This is a genomic window from Nonomuraea spiralis, from assembly GCF_014648435.1.
Taxonomy (GTDB): Bacteria; Actinomycetota; Actinomycetes; order Streptosporangiales; family Streptosporangiaceae; genus Nonomuraea; species Nonomuraea spiralis.
Map to the genome: position 1 here is coordinate 129,081 of NZ_BMRC01000018.1, position 19,511 is coordinate 148,591.

Here is a 19,511-nt window from a genome sequence, read left to right on the forward strand (position 1 = left end):
GTTCAGGTCCCGATGGATCTAGCGCGTCGCCGCGGCGTACCGCTGGTCGAGATACGCCGCGAAGGCCTGCGGCGACTTGCGCCCGGTGATCAGGTCGACGATCGCCGCGTTCAGCTGGTCGGAGAAGCCCGGCGGCAGGGAGCCGTCGCCGGCCGTGTTCATCCAGGCCGGCGCCGTCTGGCCGCTCTGCTGCGCCTTCTGGTAGATGTCGAGCGTCTGCGTGTACATCGCCCCGACGTTGGCCGGCGGCGTGTAGCCCTTGATGCCGATGATGAGCCCGTCGGCCAGGACGCTGTTGTCGAGATTGGTCTTGTCCTCGGCGAACGCCAGGGCCCACTTCTTGGCGAGGCCGACGTCCTTGGCCTTCGAGTTGACCATCAGACCGCCGCCGGTGACGACCGGGACGACGTTCTGCCCGGCGTCGCTGGGCCAGCCGAAGACGCCGACGTCGAACGACGGCTTGTTCTTGTCGAGGGAAGCGGAGAACCACGAGCCCATCGGGTACATGGCGGCCTTCTTGTCACGGAACGCCTGCTCGACGTCGGAGTAGGAGCGGCTGAGCCCGGCGGTGTCGATGTAGCCCTTCTTGGACAGGTCCGCGGCCTTCTGGGCGGCTGCCACGAAGTCCGGGTCGGCGAACTTCACCGTGCCGGCGGCGCGCTTGCTGAACCAGTCAGGGGTCTTGGTCAGCATGTCGGACGACACGATGGCCCCGAACCCGAACGCCGCCGCCCAGGTGTCCTTGCCTCCGCCGCCGATCTCCAGTGGGGTGATCCCCGCCGCCTTCAGCTTCGCGCAGGCGTCGAGGAACGCCGCGTAGGTCTTGGGCGCGGCGGTGATGCCCGCTTTGGCGAAGTCGTCCTTGTTGTAGTAGACGAGGGGGATCGGCTGCACGTTGAACGACAGCGCGTACGTCTGGCCCTTGATGGCGCCGGCGTGCGGGTCGATGAAGTTCTTCATCTCGTCCGCGCTCCACGCCGCCAGCTCGCCCTTCTGCGCGAAGCCGTCCGGCGAGATGCTCGTCATGATGTCGGGCGCCTGGCCGGACGCGTAGAGCTGCTGGAGGTAGGCGGTGCTGTTGGTGCCGACCAGCTTCTTGATCGTCACCCCGGGCACCTTCGCACTCGCTCGGGCGATCGCGGCGTCCCAATACTCACTGGTCAGGTTGGGATTCTCGAACGTGAGAAAGGTGAGTGTGACGGCGCTGCCGCCGCCTGACGCCTTGGTGACGTTCCCGTCTCCGACGGTACAGGCGCTGAGCGCCAGCGCCGCGGCCACCGCGACCGCCGCGGTCGTACGAAGCCTGGTTCCACGCGGTACGTACATGCTGATGCTCCTCAAAGGGGGGCGAGCCGCCGAAACCCGGCGGAGGCAGGGCTTTCCCCGCGGTACGACGCGGGGGCAGGTATATAAATAAACTTTGTTTTATAACCTGAATGGCTGGTAGTGTTGCAGCTCACACAGGGACCGTCAAGAGGTGGAGATGGCTGGTCTGAACGGGGATCCCTCGGTGCTCCGCAGGCTCAATTCGGCGGCGGTGCTGCGCGTCCTGCACGGCGCCCTACTGTCCGGGGCCGCGTCCGGCACAACGTCGCAGCCCGGTTCGATGACGCTCACCGAGATCACGAAGGCGATGAGCGTCTCCCGGCCCACCGTCGAGGATGTCGTGGAGTCGCTGCTGGAACAGGGGCTGCTGAACGATCTGGAGCCGACGGGCCGCGTGGCCGGCCGGCCTGCCCGGCGGTTCGGCTTCCGGGCCGATGCCGGCCACGTCGTCGGCATCGATGTCGCCCCCGACTGGGTCCACGTCCTGACGGCCGATCTGGTCGGCACGATCGTGGCTTCCCACCATGCGCCGGTGTCCCGGCGGGCCGACAGACCCGAGCGGCTGGAAGCGGTCCGCCGCGCCGTGGCACGGGTCCTCGACGACGCCGCGCCCGGACGACGACCCGTCCTGGGCGCGGCGGTGGCGACCACCGGCATCGTCGACGCCGTCGGCCGTGTCGTCCTGTCCAATCTCCCCGGCTGGACCGGCGTGGACCTCTCGTCGGAGCTCGGCGACATCATCGGCGCACCGATCGTCGTGGAGAACGACATGCGGGCCGGCGCGGCCGCCGAACGCTGGATCGGGGCGGCCATGGCCGCCGACAACGTCGTGTATCTGCACGCCGGGCTGCGTATGGGCACCGGCTTCCTGATCGACGGCCGCATCCCGAAGGGCCACCACGGCGGGGCGGGAGAACTCACGCGGGCAGGTGGGAAGCGGGCGCTCAAGGCGTACCGCCGCCTCCTCGATCACCTACCGCCCGCCGACCCCGCGAACGGCAGCGAGGAAGACGGCCCCCCTCGGGATGTGCGGCCGTTGTTCGAGGCCGCCGCCCGCCACGAGCCCGCCGCCGAGTCGGCGGCGAAGGACTTCGCCCGCCGTTTCGTCAAGGCCGTCGAAGGCCTCATCGTCTCGATCGACCCCGAGGTCGTGGTCGTCGGCGGCAGCCTGGCTCTGGCCGGTGACATCGTGGCAGAACCGATCCGGAACCACCTGGCCAAGGCATGCGTCTTCCCTCCACGCATCGAGGTGTCCCGATTGGGCGACGACTCCGTCGCCCAGGGGGCCATCCGAATAGCGCTGGACCAGGTCGAGGCTCAGCTGTTCCTCACCGGGAACGGTCACTAGCATCGCGACGCCCCCTTGGGGCCCCCTCCCCCGCCGGAGCGGATCCGGAGGCGATCATCGACCGGGTTCGGGAGTGGCCGAGCAGAACGGAATGATTGCTCCGACCTGCGGTTCGACGGGACCCGTCCGCGCGGACAAGGTCGCGCCCAGCGGGTGTTCGGCCGGCCGATGTTCTGGGCGTGGTGCTGCGTCACGAAGTAGCCGCGCCGCGACGCCGGACGTCCGACCACGCGTCGTAGCTCTCTCCAGAGCCGGCGAGGAACCGGTCCTGGTAGGGCTGGGCAACCACGAAGCAGCTCACCAGGACCTTTTCACGACCGACAACGGCGTCGGCCGCCGAACGCCGTACCGGGCACGGGAGGGCGACGACCTGAGCAGCCCCGCGGTCTGACCGCTCCGCATGCGGAGCGGCCTCCGGAGTGGTTCTCCAGAGGCCGCGACGGCAGGCGACGTAGGGGGTTCTACGGCGCAGGGACTTCGCGCACGAGCCTGGACGTCCAGGGGCACCAGACGAGGCCGGGCAGGAACGCCCCGCCGGCCTCGTCCAGGTAGTCCTCGACGTAGGGGATGGTCGCGTCACAGACTTCAAACGCCTGGTCGAAGAAGTCGACGGTCTCGGGGTTGTAGTGGTAGCTCCAGCGCGGGTTGTAGGGAACTTGGCGCTTGAGGATGCGTCCGATGACGTGCGGTCGGTCTGTGGTCTCGCCGTTCACCAGGTCGCGGGCGTGCTGGATCTTCGCGGGGTCGGTGAGTCTGATGATGAAGTGCTCGCGGGTGATGTCGGTCATCTCGAAGTAGGCCGACTCTGCCGCCTGAGCGGGTGCGGGGGCGGCGACGCCGAGCGCCGTGATGGCAGTGAGAGCTGTGGCGATCTTTGTCAGGGTGCGATTCATGGGCCCGTCCACCTCGTGTGATTACTTAGCGTGGTCTTTGTGTGCACTAAGTAATCACATGGAGATCAGCATGCTGCCTGGCGCGGCAGTGACAAGATCGTCACTTTCTGCCGCGACGGCCGAAGCCCTGCCGTTCTGCCTCCTGACGCAGGTCGCCCTCGATCCGTGCACGGCGCTTCAGGTGTGTTCAGGTTCGCTTCAGCCTGCCCACGGGAAATTGAACCGGCTCGCCGCCCGGCACCCGCAACACGACATGGTTCCGCCGCGGTGTTGCTTCGTGCTGCCCGCTGATCCTCTGGAACCTACGAGAGGCCCCCATGACTCACTCCCACAGGTCGCTCGCGACCGTGGTGGCCGGCGCGGCCCTGCTGGCCGCCATGACCGGCTGCGCTTCGACCGGTCAGGCGCAGCCCTCGGCGGCCCCTGCCGCGGATTCGCAGAACAAACAGCGCCAGAGCCAGGCCCAGCTCGCCGCGTGCATGAAGGGCAAGGGCTTCACCTACCACCCGGTGGTCTCCACCCGGGGCATTCCCGAAGAGCAGAAGAAGGAGCTGTCCGGCGACTACGAAGCCATGAAGAAGCAGCGCAGCAAGTACGGCTTCGGCTGGGCCGCCTCGATCGTCTACCCCAACGACCCAGGCGGGCGCATGGTCACCCGGACCGTCGAGAGCGCGGGCGACGACCCGAACTCCAAGGTCATCGCCGGGCTGACCAAGGCGCAGCGCGACGCCTACTTCGCCGCGATGGAGACGTGCATGCTGGAGGCGTACAACAAGACCACCGGCCGCAAGATGACCTCCATGCAGGAGGTGGCCAAGGCTCAGTCCAAGATGATCGAACAGGCGATCAACCGCGAGGTGAACGGCGACAGCCGCCTAGTGGAGCTGGCCGGCCAGTTCGCCGACTGCCTCAAGGGCAAGGGCTACAAGGTCACCTCCCAGCAGCCGGCCGAGGTCTCCACCAGCACCGAGGGGCCCTTCCAGGAAGAGCTGCGCAAGCTCGGCGAGAAACCCACCGCGGAGCAGGCGCGTCCCCTGCTGACGCGTGAGATCAAGGCCGCGCTGGAGGATCTGGAGTGCGGCAGGCAGTTCTACGCCGCCTACCGGCCCAAGCTGAACGCCATCTTCGAGCAGGCCGGCCAGTTCGCGGGCATGGGCATGAGCATGCAGGTCGCAGGGTAGCCCGGCCAGGCTCCGCCGCCCCAACCCTCATTTCCCTCTTTTTCATCGAAGCGAGTTTCAGCATGCGCAAGCTCAAGGCTTCGGCCGGCGCGACGGGCGCCTTCAGGGCCGGCCTGTCCAGGAACAAGGTCCTGGCCGGTGTCGTGGCCGCGGTGGTGGCGCTGGCCGGCATCGGCTGGGGGGTGGGCGCCCAGCTGCGCTCTCCGGCCGACGAGTTGGCCGCGCGCCGCCCGCCGAAACCGTCCCTGGTCACCGCGCTGGTCGAACGGCGCAAGCTCACCAGCACCGTCACCGTCAGCGGCACGCTCACCTACGGTTCCCCGCTGCCGGTCACGCTGGCCGGCACCGTCGGCGTGACCGGCGCGGTCGGTGCGGCGTCGGCCAGTGGCGGCGGCACGGCCCAGCGCGTGTCCACGGCGCCCCGGCCCGGCCCGATTCGTGAAGGTGAGGTGCTGATGCAGGTCAACGGGCGGCCGGTGTTCGTCTTTCGTGGACGGCTGCCGATGTACCGGCCGCTGGTCCCGGGCACGGTAGGCGACGACGTACGCCAGTTGCAGCGCGCGCTGCGCCGCAAGGGCGTGCAGGTGCCGGTCACGGGCGTCTTCGACGCGGCCACCGTCATCGCGGTGAAGCGCTGGTACGCCAAGCGCGGCTACCAGGCCCAGGAGCCCGACATGGAGGCGCGCAAGAACCTGCAGACCTACCGCGAGACCGTCCGCAACAAGCAGGCGGAGCTGGCCGAGGCCCGCAAGGCGCTGGATGAGGGCCTGGACGTGCGGCCGCTCAAGGTGCGCCTGGAGAACGCCGTCCGTGACCTGCGCTCGGCCGAGCGGGCACTGCGAGAAGCGCTGCAGCAGGACATGACCCCCGACCAGGCCTCCAGGTCGACCAGTCTGCGGCAGGGGGTGCGCACCGCTGAGGAAGCCGTGCTCGCGGCCGAGAAGGAGCTGATGGAGGCCAGGGAGAACAACAACCCCCCGCTGCCCTCGCCGACGCCTTCCGGCACACCCTCCGGCAATCCGGTGCCTGCCCCCAGCCCGTCCCGCTCGACCGATACCCGGCTGCTGGAGCTGAAGCTCGCCAACGCCCGCCAAGCCCTGGACGAGGCCCACAAAGCCGTCGACGACTACGACCAGCAGGTCCGCGAGGAGCAGGGCAAGCGGCTGGAGGAGCTGCGCAAGAGCGTGCGCACCGCCAAGGAGGCAAAGGTCACCGCCGAGCAGAACCTGCGCCGGGGCCGGGTGGTCTCCCCACTGCGGATGAAGGTCAGCAACAGCGCCGCCGGCCTGGCTGAGGCCCGCGCCATGCTGGCCGACTTCCTCAAGAGCTACGGCGTAAGCGTTCCGGCCGGCGAGGTCGTCTTTCTCCCGACGCTACCGGCCCGCATCGACAAGGCCGAGGTCAAGCCCGGCGACACCATCGAGGGCAAGGTCGCCACCGTGACCAGCTCCGCCTTCGCGATCACCGGGTCGGTGGAGGCCAAGGAGGCCAAGCTGCTGCGCCCGGGCCAGAAGGCCACCATGGAAGCCCTCGACGGCACCCTGCTGCCGGTCAGGCTCACCGCCACCGGGGAGGCCGCCCGCCTCGCCCCACAGGAAGACAAGAAGGACGGCGATCAGGATCCTCCGCCCGCCACCGGCTCGGTGCCGGTCCTGCTCACCCCCGACCCCGCCAAGGGGCTCAAGGCGCTGGTCGGCTCGACGCTGACAGTGCGGATCTCCGTCGGCTCGACCGGCGGGCCGGTTCTGAGCGTGCCGGTCGCCGCCGTCGTCACCTCCGCCGACGGCCGCCCCCGCCTGCGAGTGGCGCTGGACGGCGACAAGAGCCGAGAGGTCGAGGTGCGCACCGGGCTGACCGCCGACGGCAACGTGGAGATCAGCCCCGTGCAGGCGGGCGCGGTCAAGGAGGGCGACCGGGTCGTGGTGAACGATGCCTGAGCCCGTCATCGAGCTGACCGGCGTCTGCCGCCACTTCTCCACCGACCCGCCGGTGCGCGCCCTGGACAACGTCGACCTGCGCGTCGAGCGCGGCGACTACCTGGCCATCATCGGCCCGTCCGGGTCCGGCAAGTCCACCCTGCTCAACGTTCTCGGGCTGCTGGACTCACCGAGTTCGGGCTCCTACCGGCTGGACGGCATCGAGACCACCACCTTGGGTGACGGCGCGCGAACCCGGCTGCGTGGCGCACGCATCGGATTCGTCTTCCAGTCCTTCCACCTGCTCGCCCACCGCACGGTGACCGAGAACGTGATGCTCGCCGAGGTCTACGGCAATCATCCGCGCCGCGGCCGCCTGGCCCGCGCCGAGCAGGCGCTGCAGCAGGTGGGCATGGGACACCGCGCCGGCTTCCGGCCGGGCCGGCTGTCGGGCGGCGAACGTCAGCGGGTGGCCATCGCCCGCGCCCTGATGGCCCAGCCCGCCCTGCTGCTGTGTGACGAGCCCACCGGCAACCTCGACAGCCGCAACACCGAGGCCGTCCTCGACCTGTTCGACACCCTGCGCGAACGCGGCCTGACCATCCTGGTGATCACCCACGAGGACGAGGTCAGCGCCCGCGCCGGACGCCGGGTGCGCATCGGCGACGGCATCTTGACCGAGCAGGGGTGAGCATGCACATCCGCGACCTGTGGACCGAGTCGCTGGCCGGGATGCTGGCCCGTCCCGTCCGATCGGCCCTGACCACCCTGGGCACCGTCCTGGGCATCACCACGCTGGTGGTCACCATGGGCATCGCCGCGACCGCCGGCAACCAGATCGTCGGCCGCTTCGACGAACTGCTGGCCACCAGCGTCACCGTCGAGGTGCCGCAGAACAACCGCCAGGCCCTGGTGTCCTGGCAGGCCGCCGCCGAGGTGCGGCGGCTGCGCGGCGTGCTCTCAGCCACCGCGCTGGCGCAGAACGAGAAGAGCTCCAACCTGGTGGTGACCGCCAACAACCTGCTCGACCCCACCCGGCTGTCCGGCCAGACCCTGGCCGTCGTCGCGGCCACCCCGGACCTGCCGGCCACCACCCGCGGCAAACTGCTGGCCGGCCGCTTCTACGACACCGGCCACAACGCCCGCGGTGACCGCGTCGTCGTGCTGGGCGAGCAGGCCGCCGGCATGCTCGGCATCACCCGGCTGGACCACGCGCCGGCGGTGTTCGTCAACGACCGTGCCTATACCGTCATCGGCATCATCGGCGGCCTGCAGCGCGAGCAGATCCTCGCCAGCGCGGTCCTGGTGCCGCCCGCCCTCGGGCCCGACTTCGGCCTGAACAACGTCACCCGCGTGCTGATCGGCACCCAACTGGGCGCCGCCGAACTGATCGCCCGCCAGGCCCCCCTCGCCCTCAGCCCCAACCACACCGGCGAACTCCAGGTCATCGCCCCGCCCAGCCCCAAACGTGCCCGCGACGGCGCCCAGGACGACGTCAACGGCCTGTTCCTCATCCTCGGCCTGGTCTCCCTGATCGTCGGCGCGGTCGGCATCGCCAACGTCACCCTGGTCACCATCATGGAACGCGTCGCCGAGATCGGCCTGCGCCGAGCCCTGGGAGCCGCCCGCCGCCACATCGCCGCCCAGTTCCTGCTGGAATCCAGCCTGATCGGCCTGACCGGCGGAGTCATCGGCGCCAGCTTGGGCACCATCGCCGTCGTCATCGTCGCCGCCCTCCGCCAGTGGACCCCGGTCCTGGACTTCCGCATGGCCCTGGCCGCACCTGCCGCCGGCGCATTGGTCGGACTCCTCGCAGGGCTCTATCCAGCCCTGCGCGCCGCCCGCATGGAACCCGTCGACGCCCTGCGCTGACCAGCTACAAGGTGGCTCGCGGTGTCGTCACCTGGTGCTCCAGAGGTTCTGGTCGTCCAGCGCCCAGACCTCCCGGCTGCCGGGGCGCTGGGACAGCCGCAGGTCGGTGCCGCCGTCGCGGGTCGGCGCGGGCAGCGTGACGGGTTCGCGGCGCCCGCCCGTGACGTGCTCCAGGCCGCCGTGGTCGAGGTCCGCGAGCCAGACGCCGCCGTCCCCGTCGGAGACGATCTCGCCGCTGCCGATCGGCACGATCTCCTCGCCCATGCGCGAGGACCAGGCCGAGCCGTTCCAGCGGGCCAGGATCTGCCTGCCCGGCTCCGACTCGTCCTCGGCGTACCATGACAGGTGCGCGACCACCCAGACGTCGTCGGGCGCGGTCACCACCGTGCCGTCGAGTTCGAGCCAGGGCTTCGTGTACTCCCTGAGCCGCGGCAGTATCAGGTCGGGGAGCCGCCGCCAGGCCCCGCGGTCCCGGCGGGCGACCTGGACGCGGCCGGCGCCCCTTGTACCGGCCACCCAGACCGCGCCGTCACGGCCTCGGGCGAGCAGCCCGGCCTCGGCGACCGGCTCGTGCCTGAAGATCTTGCCGCCGACCAGCTGGGTGGGGCGCTCCCGGTCGATGGTCCACAGCTCGGCGGAACCGGCCGCCAGTTCGGCGTCCGGTTCCATCGGGAGTGTCCGCTCGGCCCAGGACGTGCCGTCCCAGCGGGCCGCGCACGGCTGGTCCGCGCCGTCCTCGGTCTGCCTCGCGCCGAAGACCCATATGCTTCCGTCCGCTGCCGCATCGACCCCGGTCAGGCTGTCCGCGCAGGTCCGAGGCGGCGTGACCAGCCGCCAGGTGCCCGCGTCGAGTCGCCACACCCTCCCGCGGCTCTCGGTGTCGTTCACCGCCAGGCAGCCGCGCTCCTCATCGACGTACGGCTTGAGCGCAACGTCGCCGGCCCCGACCACCCAGACCGTCCCGTCCCGCAGAACGGTCATATCAGCGGGCCTGCCGTCGGTGAACGTCCTGACATGACGCCAGTCGCCGACGCGGTCGGCGGGCAGCGGTTCGTCCGATCCCGCCGACCACGGATCATCGTCACAGGTGGGCTTCGCCGCGACCGGAGCCGCACCGGGAGCGCCGGGAGCGCCGGTCGAGCAGGCGCAGAGCAGAAAGGCGAGAGCCAACGCCGACGAACGCCAGATACCGGACATCCGATCACCCTAATGCGCTCGCCGCGCTGGCCACCGCACCGCTTCGCGTGCCAGTGAGACAGGGCGGGCACCCCAGGCGGGTGGTGGGGCGTACCGCGCCATTTGCCTCAGCCCTGCACAATGGCGCCGGGGCCGAGCAGCGCCTTGACTTCGCTGTAGAAGGCCGGCTCGGGGCTGACCTGGAAGGGCTGCAGGTTCAGCAGCAACCCTTTGGCTCCTTGGCGGTGCAGGCGGACGTGGACCGGCGCGCGGCCGGGATGAGCGGACAGGATGTGCTTGAGCTCCAGGACGACGCGTGAGTTCAGGCGGCTCTCCTGAATCGAGAGCACCACGGGTGGCTCGGCGTTCGTGTGGGAGACGTCGAGGATTCTGATGTCCTCGCCGTATACGCTCAGCGTCTCGTCGCGGACGTTGACTCGTCCGCGCACGGAGATCACGCGGTCCTCGGCGAGCGATTCGCCGTACAGCGTGTAGGTCTTGGGAAAGATGAGGCACTCGACGGCGGCGTCGTGGTCTTCGAGGGTGACGATCGCCCAGGGGCTGCCCTGCTTGGTGATCTTTCGCTGCAGGCCGGAGACGATGCCGCTGATCCGGACGGTCGCGTCCTGCCGTCCGGAGGACTGCAGCTCGGCGATGGTGGTGTCGCGGTTGGCGTCCAGGACGTGTTCGGCTCCGTCGAGCGGATGGCTGCTGACGTAGAGGCCGAGCATTTCGCGTTCGAAGGCGAGCATGCCGGCGCGGTCCCATTCGCCCTGCGGGATCGTGGTCGAGAACGCGCTGCTCTGACCGGGTTCGCCGAACAGCGAGTCCTGGCCGTGGGCCTCGTTGCGTTTGAGGTCGATGACCGCGTCGACGGCCTGCTCGTGCACCGCGACCAGGGCCTGGCGGTGATGGCCCAGGCTGTCGAAGGCGCCGGACTTGGCCAGCGACTCGATGACACGCTTGTTGCAGACGATGGAGGGGACCTTGGTGAGGAAGTCGTTGAAATCGGTGTAGTGCCCCTTGCTCACCCGGGTGGTGACGATCGCGTCCACGACACCCGTTCCCACGTTGCGGACGGCTCCCAGGCCGAAGCGGATGTCGGCGCCGACCGCGGCGAAGTCCTGCCGGCTGGCGTTGACGTCCGGGGGCAGCACCTTGATCCCCGTACGGCGGCAGTCAGCCAGGTAGACGGCCATCTTGTCCTTGTCGTCGCCGACGGAGGTGAGCAGCGCGGCCAGGTACTCGCAGGGGTGGTTGGCCTTGAGGTAGGCGGTCCAGTAGGAGACCAGGCCGTAGCCGGCGGTGTGCGACTTGTTGAAGCCGTAGCCGCTGAAGGGGACGAGGACGTCCCAGACCGCCTTGACGGCTTCCTCGGAGAAGCCGCGCCCGCGCATGCCCGCCGAGAAGCGGTGCCATTCGGCGTCCAGGACCTCTTTCTTCTTCTTGCCCATGGCCCGGCGCAGCATGTCGGCGGCGCCGAGGGAGTAGTCGGCGAGCTGCTGGGCGATGGCCATCACCTGTTCCTGGAAGACCACCAGGTGATAGGTGTCGCCGAGGATGGGATCCAGCGCCTCCTCCAGCTCGGGGTGGATCGGCTCGACCGGTTGCCTGCCGGTCTTGCGCAGGGCGTAGTTGGTGTGGGCGTTCATCTCCATGGGGCCGGGCCGGTACAGCGCGTTCACCGCGGCGATGTCGGTGAACGTGGTCGGCTGCATCAGCTTCAGCAGCACCCGCATGCCGCCGCTGTCCAGCTGGAAGACGCCGAGCGTGTCGCCGCGCGCCAGCAGCTCATACGTCGCGGCGTCGTCGAGCGGGATCTCCAGGACGTCGAGGTCGATGCCCTTGTTGGCGCGGACGTTCGCGATGGCGTCGCCGATGACGGTGAGGTTGCGCAGGCCGAGGAAGTCCATCTTCAGCAGGCCCATCTCCTCGGCCTGGGTGAAGGGGAAGCCGGTGATGACAGGCCCGTCCGTCTTGGGCTTGACCAGGGGGATGACGTCGATGAGCGGCTCGCTGGAGAGGATCACGCCGGCGGCGTGAATGCCGGTTCCCCGGGTGAGGCCCTCGATGCCGGCGGCGGCGTCGATCACCCTTTCGACGTCAGGGTCCTGCTCGTACATCTGGCGCAGCTCCACGGCCTCGCCGTAGCGGGGATGGCCGGAGTCGTGGATGGCGGCCAGCGGGATCTCCTTGCCTCCATCCGCCGCCGGGAATGCCTTGGTGATGCGGTCGCCGAGGGCGTACGGCAGGCCCAGCACCCGGCAGGAATCCTTGATGGCGGCCTTGGCCTTGATGGTGCCGAAGGTGACGATCTGACAGACGCGGTCGTCGCCGTATTTGCGGGTGACGTAGTCGATCATCTCGTCCCGTCGGCGGTCGTCGAAGTCGAGGTCCACGTCCGGCATGGAGATCCGCTCGGGGTTGAGGAACCGTTCGAAGATCAGTTTGTGTTCGACCGGGTCCAGCTGGGTGATGCCCGTGCAGTAGGCGACCATCGACCCGGTGGCCGAGCCGCGGCCGGGGCCCAGGCCGATGCCGTGCTCGCGGGCGTACCGGCAGATGTCGGCGACCACCAGGAAGTAACCGGGGAAGCCCATCATGTCGATGACCGACAGCTCGTAGTCGATCCGGTCCAGCACCTCCTGCGACGGCCGGCCGCCGTAGCGGCGGCGCGCCCCCTCCAAGGTCTCCCCGCGCAACCAGCTCGACTCGCTCTCCCCTTCCGGTACGGGGAACCGCGGCGTCAGGTCCCGGTGCGCGAACACCTCCCCGTAGTCGCCGACCCGCTCGGCGACCAGAAGCGTGTTGTCGCAGGCGCCCGGCACCTCGGCGTCCCACAACGCGCGCATCTCGGCGGCGGACTTGACGTAGTAGCCGCTGCCGCCGAAGCGGAAACGGTCGGTGTCGGCGAGCCGCTTGCCGGTGCCGACGCACAGCAACGCGTCGTGTGCCTGGGCCTGGCTCTCCGTGACGTAGTGGGAGTCGTTGGTGGCCAGGGGCGGCAGGTCGAGCTCCTTGCCGAGCCTGAGCAGGTCGTCGCGGACCCGGCGCTCGATGGCGAGGCCGTGGTCCATCAGTTCCAGGAAGTAGTTGTCCGGGCCGAAGATGTCGCGGTACCGGGCGGCGGCCTCGACAGCCCGGTCGTACTGACCGAGCCGGAGCCGGGTCTGCACCTCGCCGGAGGGACAGCCGGTCGAGGCGACGATGCCCTGGCCGTGCTCGGCGAGCAACTCGTCATCCATGCGCGGGTACTTCTGGACGTGCCCTTCGAGCCAGGCCCGGGACTGCAGCCGGAAAAGATTACGCAGGCCCTGGGCATCGGCCGCCCACATCGTCATATGCGTGTACAGACCACGCCCGGAGACGTCCCCGCCCTTGCCGGTGTCGTCGTCGGAGCGGCGCAACGAGAGGTCGTCGCTGTAGTACACCGGCTTGCGGTGGTGTCTGGAGACGGGGGCGACGTACGCCTCGATGCCGATGATCGGCTTGATCCCCGTCTTGCGCGCCTTCTGGTAGAACTCGTACGCCCCGTGCACGTTGCCGTGGTCGCTCATCGCCACGGCCGGCATGCCGAGCCGCGCCACCTCGTCCATCAGCAGGCCGACCTTGGCCGCGCCGTCGAGCATGCTGTATTCGGTGTGCACGTGGAGATGCACGAAGGACCCCATCAGTATCCACTCCCCCTGGTTGTAGGCTGCCGCCGAAGACCCCGCATTCGACCCGAGAGGAAGCCGGGTTGTCCAACAACCGACACGCAGTCCATCCACAACCATCGGTGGTACCGCCAGTTGACCTGGACCTTGCGGCGGTCCGCGCCTTCGTCACCGTCACCGACGAGCGCTACTTCAGCGAAGCCGCCGCCACGCTGGGCATCAGCCAGCAGGCCGTCTCCAAGCGCATCGCGAAGCTGGAGGCCGACCTCGGCGTGCGGCTGCTGTCCCGCACCCGCGTCGGCGCCGAGCCCACCCAGGACGGCCGGGCGTTCCTCAACCACGCGCGCGCCCTGATCGGCCTCGCCGACCAGGCATCCGAGATGCTGCGCAACCGGCGCCGGACACTGCGCGTCGACGTCCTGGACACCCGGCTGGCCGCCATCGACGTGATCCGCGCCTTCCACCGGGCGACCGCGGACGCCGAGATCGACATCATCACGTCCAACGGGCTCCGGTCCGCGCATGTCGCGCTGGCGAACGGGTCCGTGGACGCGGCCTTCGCGCGGGCCTGCGGGCCGTTGGGCGACGACCTGGTGTCCACCCCCGCCTACCTGGAGCAAGCGCACCTGCTGGTGGGCCGCGACCATCCCCTGGCCGCTCTGCCGCAGGTGGAGACGGGGCGGCTCGCGGGGATGACCGTGTGGATGCCGGGCAACGCCGCCGGCAGCGAGTGGGCCGACTTCTGGAGCCTCTTCGGCGCCGAGTTCGGCGTCCACATCGACGCCTCCGGCCCCGACTTCGGCTGGGAGTACTACGTCGAGGAGATCGGATCAGGTGAGCGCGTCGGGCTCGTCGGGGAGTGGTGTCGCCTCCCCAGCCATGTGCGCACCGTGCAGATCCCGGTGGTCGACCCGGCACCCGTGTACCCCTGTTCACTGCTCCGCCAACGGCACAACGATCACCCGGTGCTGGCGTTGCTCACCCGCTTCGTCAAGGACCGGTTCCGCCCGTTCGACCCTGGACGCCAATGGCTGCCCGTCGCCGACCGCGCCGCCTTCGTCGGCACTCGTGCCTAGTCCTGTCCGTCAGGACGCCGTGGTGACCGGTGCTCCGTGTGACGCTCCCCGGCAGAGGCCAGCAGGTCGCGCACGATGACGATCAACCCGTGCATGACATGCTCGAACGCCTCGTCCACCGTCATCAGGGGAGCGGCGGCGACCGCTTCGCGAAGGTGCGGAACGGCCAGGTCGGGATGTGCCCGCAACCAGAACGGCGGGACGGGAGTGTGCTCCATGACCGACTCCCCCTGGTCCTGGCGATGGTCCACGAGCAGCACGAACCCGAAGAGCCTCAGCGTCAGATCGCGGTGCACGATCTGCGCCTCCGCGACGCCCAGCCCGATGGCGCGCAGCATGCCCAGGAAGGCGTCGGTGTGGATCAGGCGGTCCTGGTGGATCGCCACGTCGCCGAGCTGCTCGTCCAGCGACACCAGCAGTGCCCGCGGGTAGCGCCGGTAGACCGCGCGCAGGGCGGCGCCGTACTCCCTGATGCCGCGCTCCCAGTCCCCGGGATCCAGCCGAGGCGCCGGCCACTGCTCGAGGAACAGCGCGACCGCGCGCTCCACGATCTCGCCGCGGTCGTCGGCGTAGTTGTAGAGGGCCCGGACGGTCACGCCGAGATGCTCGGCGAGCAGTCGCATGGTCACCGCGCGGAAGCCGTGAACGCCCGCGAGGTCGAGCATCGTCTGGGCGATGAGGTCCTTGGTCAGAGTCGGCCGTCCCTTGCGCATGAGCGGCCGCTGACGGCGACGCGGCCCGCCGGGGCTGGTGGCATCGGGGCTGGAGGCGCCGGACTGGTCCGGATCGTGGAGCACCATCCGAGCATACCGCCCTTGAACTTCACACTCTGTTGACTTTAACGTCCGGCCTGCGCCACTCTCCTTAGGTGCCCCTTACCTCCACACACCTTCCCGGATCTCTCCGATGACCCCGCCGACCGTCGCCCGTTCGGCGGACGCCCGGGGGCGGGCCGTTCTCGGCCTGGCCATCACGGGCACCGCGCTGGTGGTGATCGACATGACGATCGTGACCGTCGGCCTGCCCGCGATCCAGGCCGACCTCGGCGGAACGCTCGCCGGCATCCAATGGGTGATCATCAGCTACATGATCACCATGGGCGCGGTGACCCAGGTCGTGGGCAGCCTGTCCGATCGCATCGGCCGACGCCGCATGTACCTGCTCGGCATCGCCCTGTTCACGGCCGCGTCGATCGTCTGCGGCGCGGCGCCGACCACCATGGTGCTCGACCTCGCTCGCGCCGCGCAGGGCATCGGCGGCGCCATCCTGATGGTCAACGCACTCCCCCTGCTCTCCCAGCACCTGGACGGAGAACGGCGCAACATGGCCATCTCCACCTGGGGCAGCGCGGCGACCGCGGCCGGCCTCATCGCCCCCCTGCTGGGCGGCACACTCGTCGACACGCTCGGCTGGCGCGCGATCTTCCTGATCAACGTGCCGATCGGTGCGGTCGCCTTCGTGCTCTGCCTGCGCGCCCTTCCCGCCGGCGGCTCCGCCTCGGCCCGGCAGGGCCGGATCGACTGGACGGGCACCGCACTGCTGATCGCCTCACTCGCCCTGATCAACCTGGCCCTGCTACGTGGAGAGGACCAGGGCTGGGGATCGGCGGCGACACTGACGCAGCTCGCGATCGCGGTCGTCCTGTTCGCGGCCTTCCTTCTCCTCCAGAGCCGGAGCGGTGCGCCCACGCTGGACGTCGCCCTGTTCCGCAAGCCCGCCTTCGCCGGCGCCGCCCTGGCGGTCTTCGTCTCCCGCGTTCTGACCATCGGCGGCACGGTCTACTTCGTGCAGTACTTTCAGTGGTCGTTGCACCTGAACCCCACACAGAGCGGACTGCTGCTGACACCCGTCTTCCTCGCCCAGATGGCGGCGGGCATGCTCGGAGGAAAGCTCCTGAGCCGGTTCCCCTCCGGCTACGTCATCGCAGGCGGTTACGCGTGCAAGGCGGTGGGCGCCACCGCGCTGGCACTGGCGTTCACCCCGACCGTCACCCCCTGGCTCCTGACAATTCCCCTGCTCGTCTGGGGGATCGGCGGCGGCATCGCCGGCGCACCGGTCATGGCCGTCGCCATGAACGTCACCGACAAGCAGCGAGCCGGCATGGTCGCCGGAACGATCACCGGCTTGGCCTCCGCCGGAGCCGGCATCGGCACCGCCGTTCTGGGGGCCGTCTACACCACTCGCATCGCCGGTGTCGTCGCCGCCGGACCGCCCCTGCCCGCGGCAGCCCGCGAGGCCGTCCTCGCCGCCGACGGCGACCTCCAGCGCGCCCTCGACGTCACCCCCGTCGCCGCCCGAGCCGCCGTCGAGGACCTGCTGAGCAACGCCATCGCCTCCGGCGCGTCGGCCGTGCTCTACAGCTCCGCGGGCCTGGCCCTCATCACCATCGTCGTTGTGCTGACCCTCATCCGCGGACGCGACCTCCCGCAGTCTTCCGCAGGCACGAAGTAGCCCGGCGGGGTGGCGATCCACGCCGGTGCCGGCTGAGCCGAACGGCGAACTCGTCACCAACGCCGAGAAGTCCCCACTCAGCCCACGAAGGAGGACTCGAAGGAGAACTGCTCCCGCCTGACCAGATCTGTGACCTGGGCGGAGCCCAGGGCACGGTCGAACTGGAAGGGGTTGTCGTCGGGCACGCTGCGGGTGCCGCAGAACGCCGTCTGCCCGTTCTGGAGGCTGATGTCGACGCAGCGGGCGTCCGCGGGGAGAGACTCCAGGCGGGCGTTGAGGTTCTCGACCTCCACCGAGAAGCCCGTGCCGTTGAAGACCTCCGTCTGGGCCTGCTTCCAGGCGGCACCGGTCCCCCGGATACAGGCTGACAGACCGGGGAAGACGAGGCTGGAGATCCAGCTCCCGCATGTCGGGTCGGCCGCGGCCAGGGCGCCGCTCGTGCCGGTCAGGCCCGGCGCCATCGTCACAGCGCCCGCCACCACCGCTGCGATCAGGCTCGGGACAGGGCCCTCGCCGATCGGATGCTCATCGCGGAAGCAGCGTCGCTTCGCCCGGGAGACAGAGTGGCCGGACCCGGATCGGTCAGCTCCAAGCCGGGCACGATGACACCGAAGACGTCCTTCCCATTCGGGACACGACAAAGAGCGGCCCCGTGATCCCATTGGTGGTCACGGGGCCGCTTCGCTTTGATCAATCCGCCAACAGTGTCGCCATCGAGGATGCGGGCCTGTGGTGAGATCGGTGGCGCCTCCTAGTCGGGAAGGCGGTCCAGGAGCCAGGTGGCGCCCTCTTCGGTGATCTCGGTGTGGCCGCGGTTGTCGGTGGCACAGTAGAAGTCGTCGAGGTCGCTCTGGTCCGGGGGCAGCGCGTCGATGTCGGTGTACAGGTCGGCTTCGGTGACGTCGCGGACGGAGACGGCGCTGATGGACGGGACGAAGCAGTGCCCGGCGATCGGGTTGTCGACGTCCAGGCCGAGACCGGTGGCTTCGGCGATGGCGTTGAGCGCGTCGGCGAGGATCTTGAAGCCGGCCAGAATGCCGCCGGGCGCGCCGTCCACGCACGGAACGCCCGGCGCCTGCACCTCGATGACGTCGGGCGTCAGGACGCGGAGCCTGGCGGCGAGGGTCTCGGGCGCCTTGGGCTGGGTGCGCAGGTCGGTGCCGGTGATGAGGTCGCCGGTGCCGAGCAGCGCGCTCTCGCCGGCGCCGGTGCCGTTGCCCGCACCGTTGCCCGCGCCATCGGCGACGGCGAGCAGGCGCGGGATACGCGGCCACCCGCCGACGGACTCCAGTTCGCGGAGGAACTGCGTGCGCAGCGGGTCGACGCCGGGCTCGCCGTCGAAGTCCGGCAGGTGCCAGGCCAGCAGCTGGCGGGCGGCCGAGCTGTTGAACAGGTCGGAGAAGCGCGCGTCGTAGGGCTTGATGTAGTGCGCGAACGCCTGGAGCGAGATCGGCGCGTAGGCGCCGCGGTGCGGGGTGTCCCAGGAGAAGTACGCGCCGACCTGGTGGTCGATGCGCTGCCTCTCCATCCGGGCGAGGGCGTAGCGGGTGACCAGGCCGCCCATGCTGAACCCGCCGGCGAGCAGGCGGGTGCCGCCGAGCCGCTCGGCGGCGGCGCGATGGATCGCCGCGGTGGCGGTCTGCGCGTTGTCGAGGATGGAGGCGCCGCGGTCGTCGAAGCCGACGATGACGACGTCGCGACCGCGCCTGCGCAGCTCGCTGATCAGCGGGAAGGCGCGCCGCTCCAGGCCGTCGTAGAGCTCGTCGATGTCGCTGGGCCCGGAGCCGAAACCGTCGGCCAGGAGCACCGGCCGCGTCAGGCCCTGGTTCCGCTCGCCGTAGTACACCCACGCCGTACCGCCGGGCAGCGGCCAGCGGTCGCTCCACTTATCGGCGGGCGGAGCGGTGGTGGTGGTGATGCCGGCCCTGGAGCTGGCGCTGGAGGACAGGTCAATCGACGACGCGGCGCTCAGGGCGCTCACGATCTGCTGTTTGTTGATCACTCCCGGGTTATCACCGTTCGCAGCCGTACGAACACCTAAAGCTATGGTCTTGTCTGACCCCTCGTTCAACCCAGGCTCGGCGCCCGGCGTACGTCCTGGCGGACCCGCACTCAGTCGACGATCGCGCCGCCGGTCAGGTTGGCGATCGTCCCGGTCATGGCCCCCGCTCGCTCCGAAGCCAGGAACGCGGCCGTCTCCGCGATCCCCGAAAGCGTCGGCAGCCTCTTGAGCAGCGTCCCCTGCGCCATCGCCCCGCCTTCGAGCATCTCCTGGACCGACTGCCCGGCCGCCGCCGCGGCCTGCTCGAAGAGCTCCTTGGTGTAGGAACCGGCCGCCGGCGCGTCGACGACAGCATGGGGACGGATGCCGATGACCCGGACGTTGCGGGGTGCCAGCTCCGCGGCCAGAACCCGGGAGAACGCCTCCTTGCCGGCCGCGCTCACGGCGTGCCCCAAGATGCCGCCCACGGCCAGCTTGGCACCCGGCTCCGACAGCGTCAGGATCACACCGGGCCCCTCGCCCCCCATGTGCCGGGCCACAGCCTTGCTGGTGATGAACAGCGTGCGCAAAAAGCCGTCGATCGGCCGCATGAACTCCTCCAGCGACAGTTCCGC

At 69.8% G+C, this 19,511-nt stretch carries 15 protein-coding genes; 7 read left to right on the forward strand and 8 right to left on the reverse strand.

Annotated elements, in window-relative coordinates; all coding sequences use genetic code 11:
- Nucleotides 1-18 precede the first annotated feature (18 nt).
- Nucleotides 19-1,326, reverse strand: coding sequence for an ABC transporter substrate-binding protein (locus IEZ27_RS35650; protein ID WP_189651283.1), 1,308 nt, complete (start codon nt 1,324-1,326; stop codon nt 19-21).
- 157 nt (nt 1,327-1,483) lie between these two features.
- On the opposite strand from IEZ27_RS35650, the gene IEZ27_RS35655 reads away from it, so the two are divergent.
- The gene (locus IEZ27_RS35655; RefSeq protein WP_189651284.1) at nt 1,484-2,674 is read left to right on the forward strand and encodes an ROK family protein; all 1,191 of its coding nucleotides are present in this window, start codon (nt 1,484-1,486) and stop codon (nt 2,672-2,674) included.
- Between the two features lie 461 nt (nt 2,675-3,135).
- Here the strand turns inward: IEZ27_RS35655 and IEZ27_RS35660 are convergent, their stop codons facing one another.
- Nucleotides 3,136-3,567, reverse strand: coding sequence for a BP74-related protein (locus IEZ27_RS35660; RefSeq protein ID WP_189651285.1), 432 nt, complete (start codon nt 3,565-3,567; stop codon nt 3,136-3,138).
- A 317-nt stretch (nt 3,568-3,884) separates the two neighbouring features.
- Between IEZ27_RS35660 and IEZ27_RS35665 the strand changes: the two genes are divergently transcribed.
- The 4 genes from IEZ27_RS35665 (at nt 3,885) to IEZ27_RS35680 (ending at nt 8,536) form a co-directional block, all read left to right on the forward strand.
- Nucleotides 3,885-4,748, forward strand: a complete 864-nt coding sequence (locus tag IEZ27_RS35665) for a hypothetical protein (RefSeq protein ID WP_189651286.1) — start codon at nt 3,885-3,887, stop codon at nt 4,746-4,748.
- A gap of 62 nt (nt 4,749-4,810) precedes the next feature.
- Entirely contained in the window at nt 4,811-6,685 is a 1,875-nt protein-coding gene (locus IEZ27_RS35670) for a peptidoglycan-binding protein (RefSeq protein WP_229824642.1), read from the forward strand.
- On the forward strand, nt 6,678-7,355 hold the full coding sequence (locus IEZ27_RS35675; RefSeq protein WP_189651287.1) for an ABC transporter ATP-binding protein: 678 nt from the start codon (nt 6,678-6,680) through the stop codon (nt 7,353-7,355). Before IEZ27_RS35670 ends, IEZ27_RS35675 begins: the two co-directional genes overlap by 8 nt.
- A 2-nt stretch (nt 7,356-7,357) precedes the next feature.
- On the forward strand, nt 7,358-8,536 hold the full coding sequence (locus tag IEZ27_RS35680; protein ID WP_189651345.1) for an ABC transporter permease: 1,179 nt from the start codon (nt 7,358-7,360) through the stop codon (nt 8,534-8,536).
- A gap of 27 nt (nt 8,537-8,563) precedes the next feature.
- Here the strand turns inward: IEZ27_RS35680 and IEZ27_RS35685 are convergent, their stop codons facing one another.
- Together IEZ27_RS35685 and dnaE are read right to left on the reverse strand one after the other, a co-directional pair.
- Nucleotides 8,564-9,733: a hypothetical protein gene (locus tag IEZ27_RS35685; RefSeq protein ID WP_189651288.1), complete on the reverse strand. Its 1,170-nt coding sequence runs from the start codon at nt 9,731-9,733 to the stop codon at nt 8,564-8,566.
- 107 nt (nt 9,734-9,840) lie between these two features.
- The gene (gene dnaE, locus IEZ27_RS35690; RefSeq protein WP_189651289.1) at nt 9,841-13,383 is read right to left on the reverse strand and encodes a DNA polymerase III subunit alpha; all 3,543 of its coding nucleotides are present in this window, start codon (nt 13,381-13,383) and stop codon (nt 9,841-9,843) included.
- Nucleotides 13,384-13,490: 107 nt separating this feature from the next.
- Between dnaE and IEZ27_RS35695 the strand changes: the two genes are divergently transcribed.
- The gene (locus IEZ27_RS35695) at nt 13,491-14,444 is read left to right on the forward strand and encodes a LysR family transcriptional regulator (RefSeq protein ID WP_189651290.1); all 954 of its coding nucleotides are present in this window, start codon (nt 13,491-13,493) and stop codon (nt 14,442-14,444) included.
- On the opposite strand, the gene IEZ27_RS35700 is transcribed toward IEZ27_RS35695, so the two are convergent.
- The gene (locus IEZ27_RS35700; protein ID WP_229824643.1) at nt 14,441-15,241 is read right to left on the reverse strand and encodes a TetR/AcrR family transcriptional regulator; all 801 of its coding nucleotides are present in this window, start codon (nt 15,239-15,241) and stop codon (nt 14,441-14,443) included. The two genes, IEZ27_RS35695 and IEZ27_RS35700, sit on opposite strands and share 4 nt — an antisense overlap.
- Before the next feature lie 109 nt (nt 15,242-15,350).
- On the opposite strand from IEZ27_RS35700, the gene IEZ27_RS35705 reads away from it, so the two are divergent.
- Nucleotides 15,351-16,895 carry an MFS transporter gene (locus IEZ27_RS35705; RefSeq protein ID WP_189651292.1) on the forward strand — a complete coding sequence of 515 codons (1,545 nt, stop codon included), beginning with the start codon at nt 15,351-15,353 and terminating at the stop codon, nt 16,893-16,895.
- Nucleotides 16,896-16,972: 77 nt separating this feature from the next.
- Here IEZ27_RS35705 and IEZ27_RS35710 read toward each other — a convergent pair whose 3' ends face one another.
- The 3 genes from IEZ27_RS35710 to IEZ27_RS54305 form a co-directional block, all read right to left on the reverse strand.
- The gene (locus IEZ27_RS35710; RefSeq protein WP_189651293.1) at nt 16,973-17,362 is read right to left on the reverse strand and encodes a hypothetical protein; all 390 of its coding nucleotides are present in this window, start codon (nt 17,360-17,362) and stop codon (nt 16,973-16,975) included.
- A gap of 284 nt (nt 17,363-17,646) precedes the next feature.
- Nucleotides 17,647-18,897: an esterase/lipase family protein gene (locus IEZ27_RS35715; protein WP_229824644.1), complete on the reverse strand. Its 1,251-nt coding sequence runs from the start codon at nt 18,895-18,897 to the stop codon at nt 17,647-17,649.
- A gap of 110 nt (nt 18,898-19,007) precedes the next feature.
- Nucleotides 19,008-19,511: SDR family oxidoreductase (locus tag IEZ27_RS54305; protein WP_229824645.1), on the reverse strand; the 504-nt coding region annotated here is incomplete at its 5' end.

What these genes read in the sequence shown, in the direction of transcription:
- IEZ27_RS35685 (WP_189651288.1), bottom strand. Translation starts at nt 9,733, where the DNA reads ATGTCCGGTATCTGGCGTTCGTCGGCGTTGGCTCTCGCCTTTCTGCTC.
- IEZ27_RS35670 (WP_229824642.1), top strand. Translation starts at nt 4,811, where the DNA reads ATGCGCAAGCTCAAGGCTTCGGCCGGCGCGACGGGCGCCTTCAGGGCC.
- dnaE (WP_189651289.1), bottom strand. Translation starts at nt 13,383, where the DNA reads ATGGGGTCCTTCGTGCATCTCCACGTGCACACCGAATACAGCATGCTC.
- IEZ27_RS35675 (WP_189651287.1), top strand. Translation starts at nt 6,678, where the DNA reads ATGCCTGAGCCCGTCATCGAGCTGACCGGCGTCTGCCGCCACTTCTCC.
- IEZ27_RS35680 (WP_189651345.1), top strand. Translation starts at nt 7,358, where the DNA reads ATGCACATCCGCGACCTGTGGACCGAGTCGCTGGCCGGGATGCTGGCC.
- IEZ27_RS35655 (WP_189651284.1), top strand. Translation starts at nt 1,484, where the DNA reads ATGGCTGGTCTGAACGGGGATCCCTCGGTGCTCCGCAGGCTCAATTCG.
- IEZ27_RS35650 (WP_189651283.1), bottom strand. Translation starts at nt 1,326, where the DNA reads ATGTACGTACCGCGTGGAACCAGGCTTCGTACGACCGCGGCGGTCGCG.
- IEZ27_RS35660 (WP_189651285.1), bottom strand. Translation starts at nt 3,567, where the DNA reads ATGAATCGCACCCTGACAAAGATCGCCACAGCTCTCACTGCCATCACG.
- IEZ27_RS35705 (WP_189651292.1), top strand. Translation starts at nt 15,351, where the DNA reads ATGACCCCGCCGACCGTCGCCCGTTCGGCGGACGCCCGGGGGCGGGCC.
- IEZ27_RS35665 (WP_189651286.1), top strand. Translation starts at nt 3,885, where the DNA reads ATGACTCACTCCCACAGGTCGCTCGCGACCGTGGTGGCCGGCGCGGCC.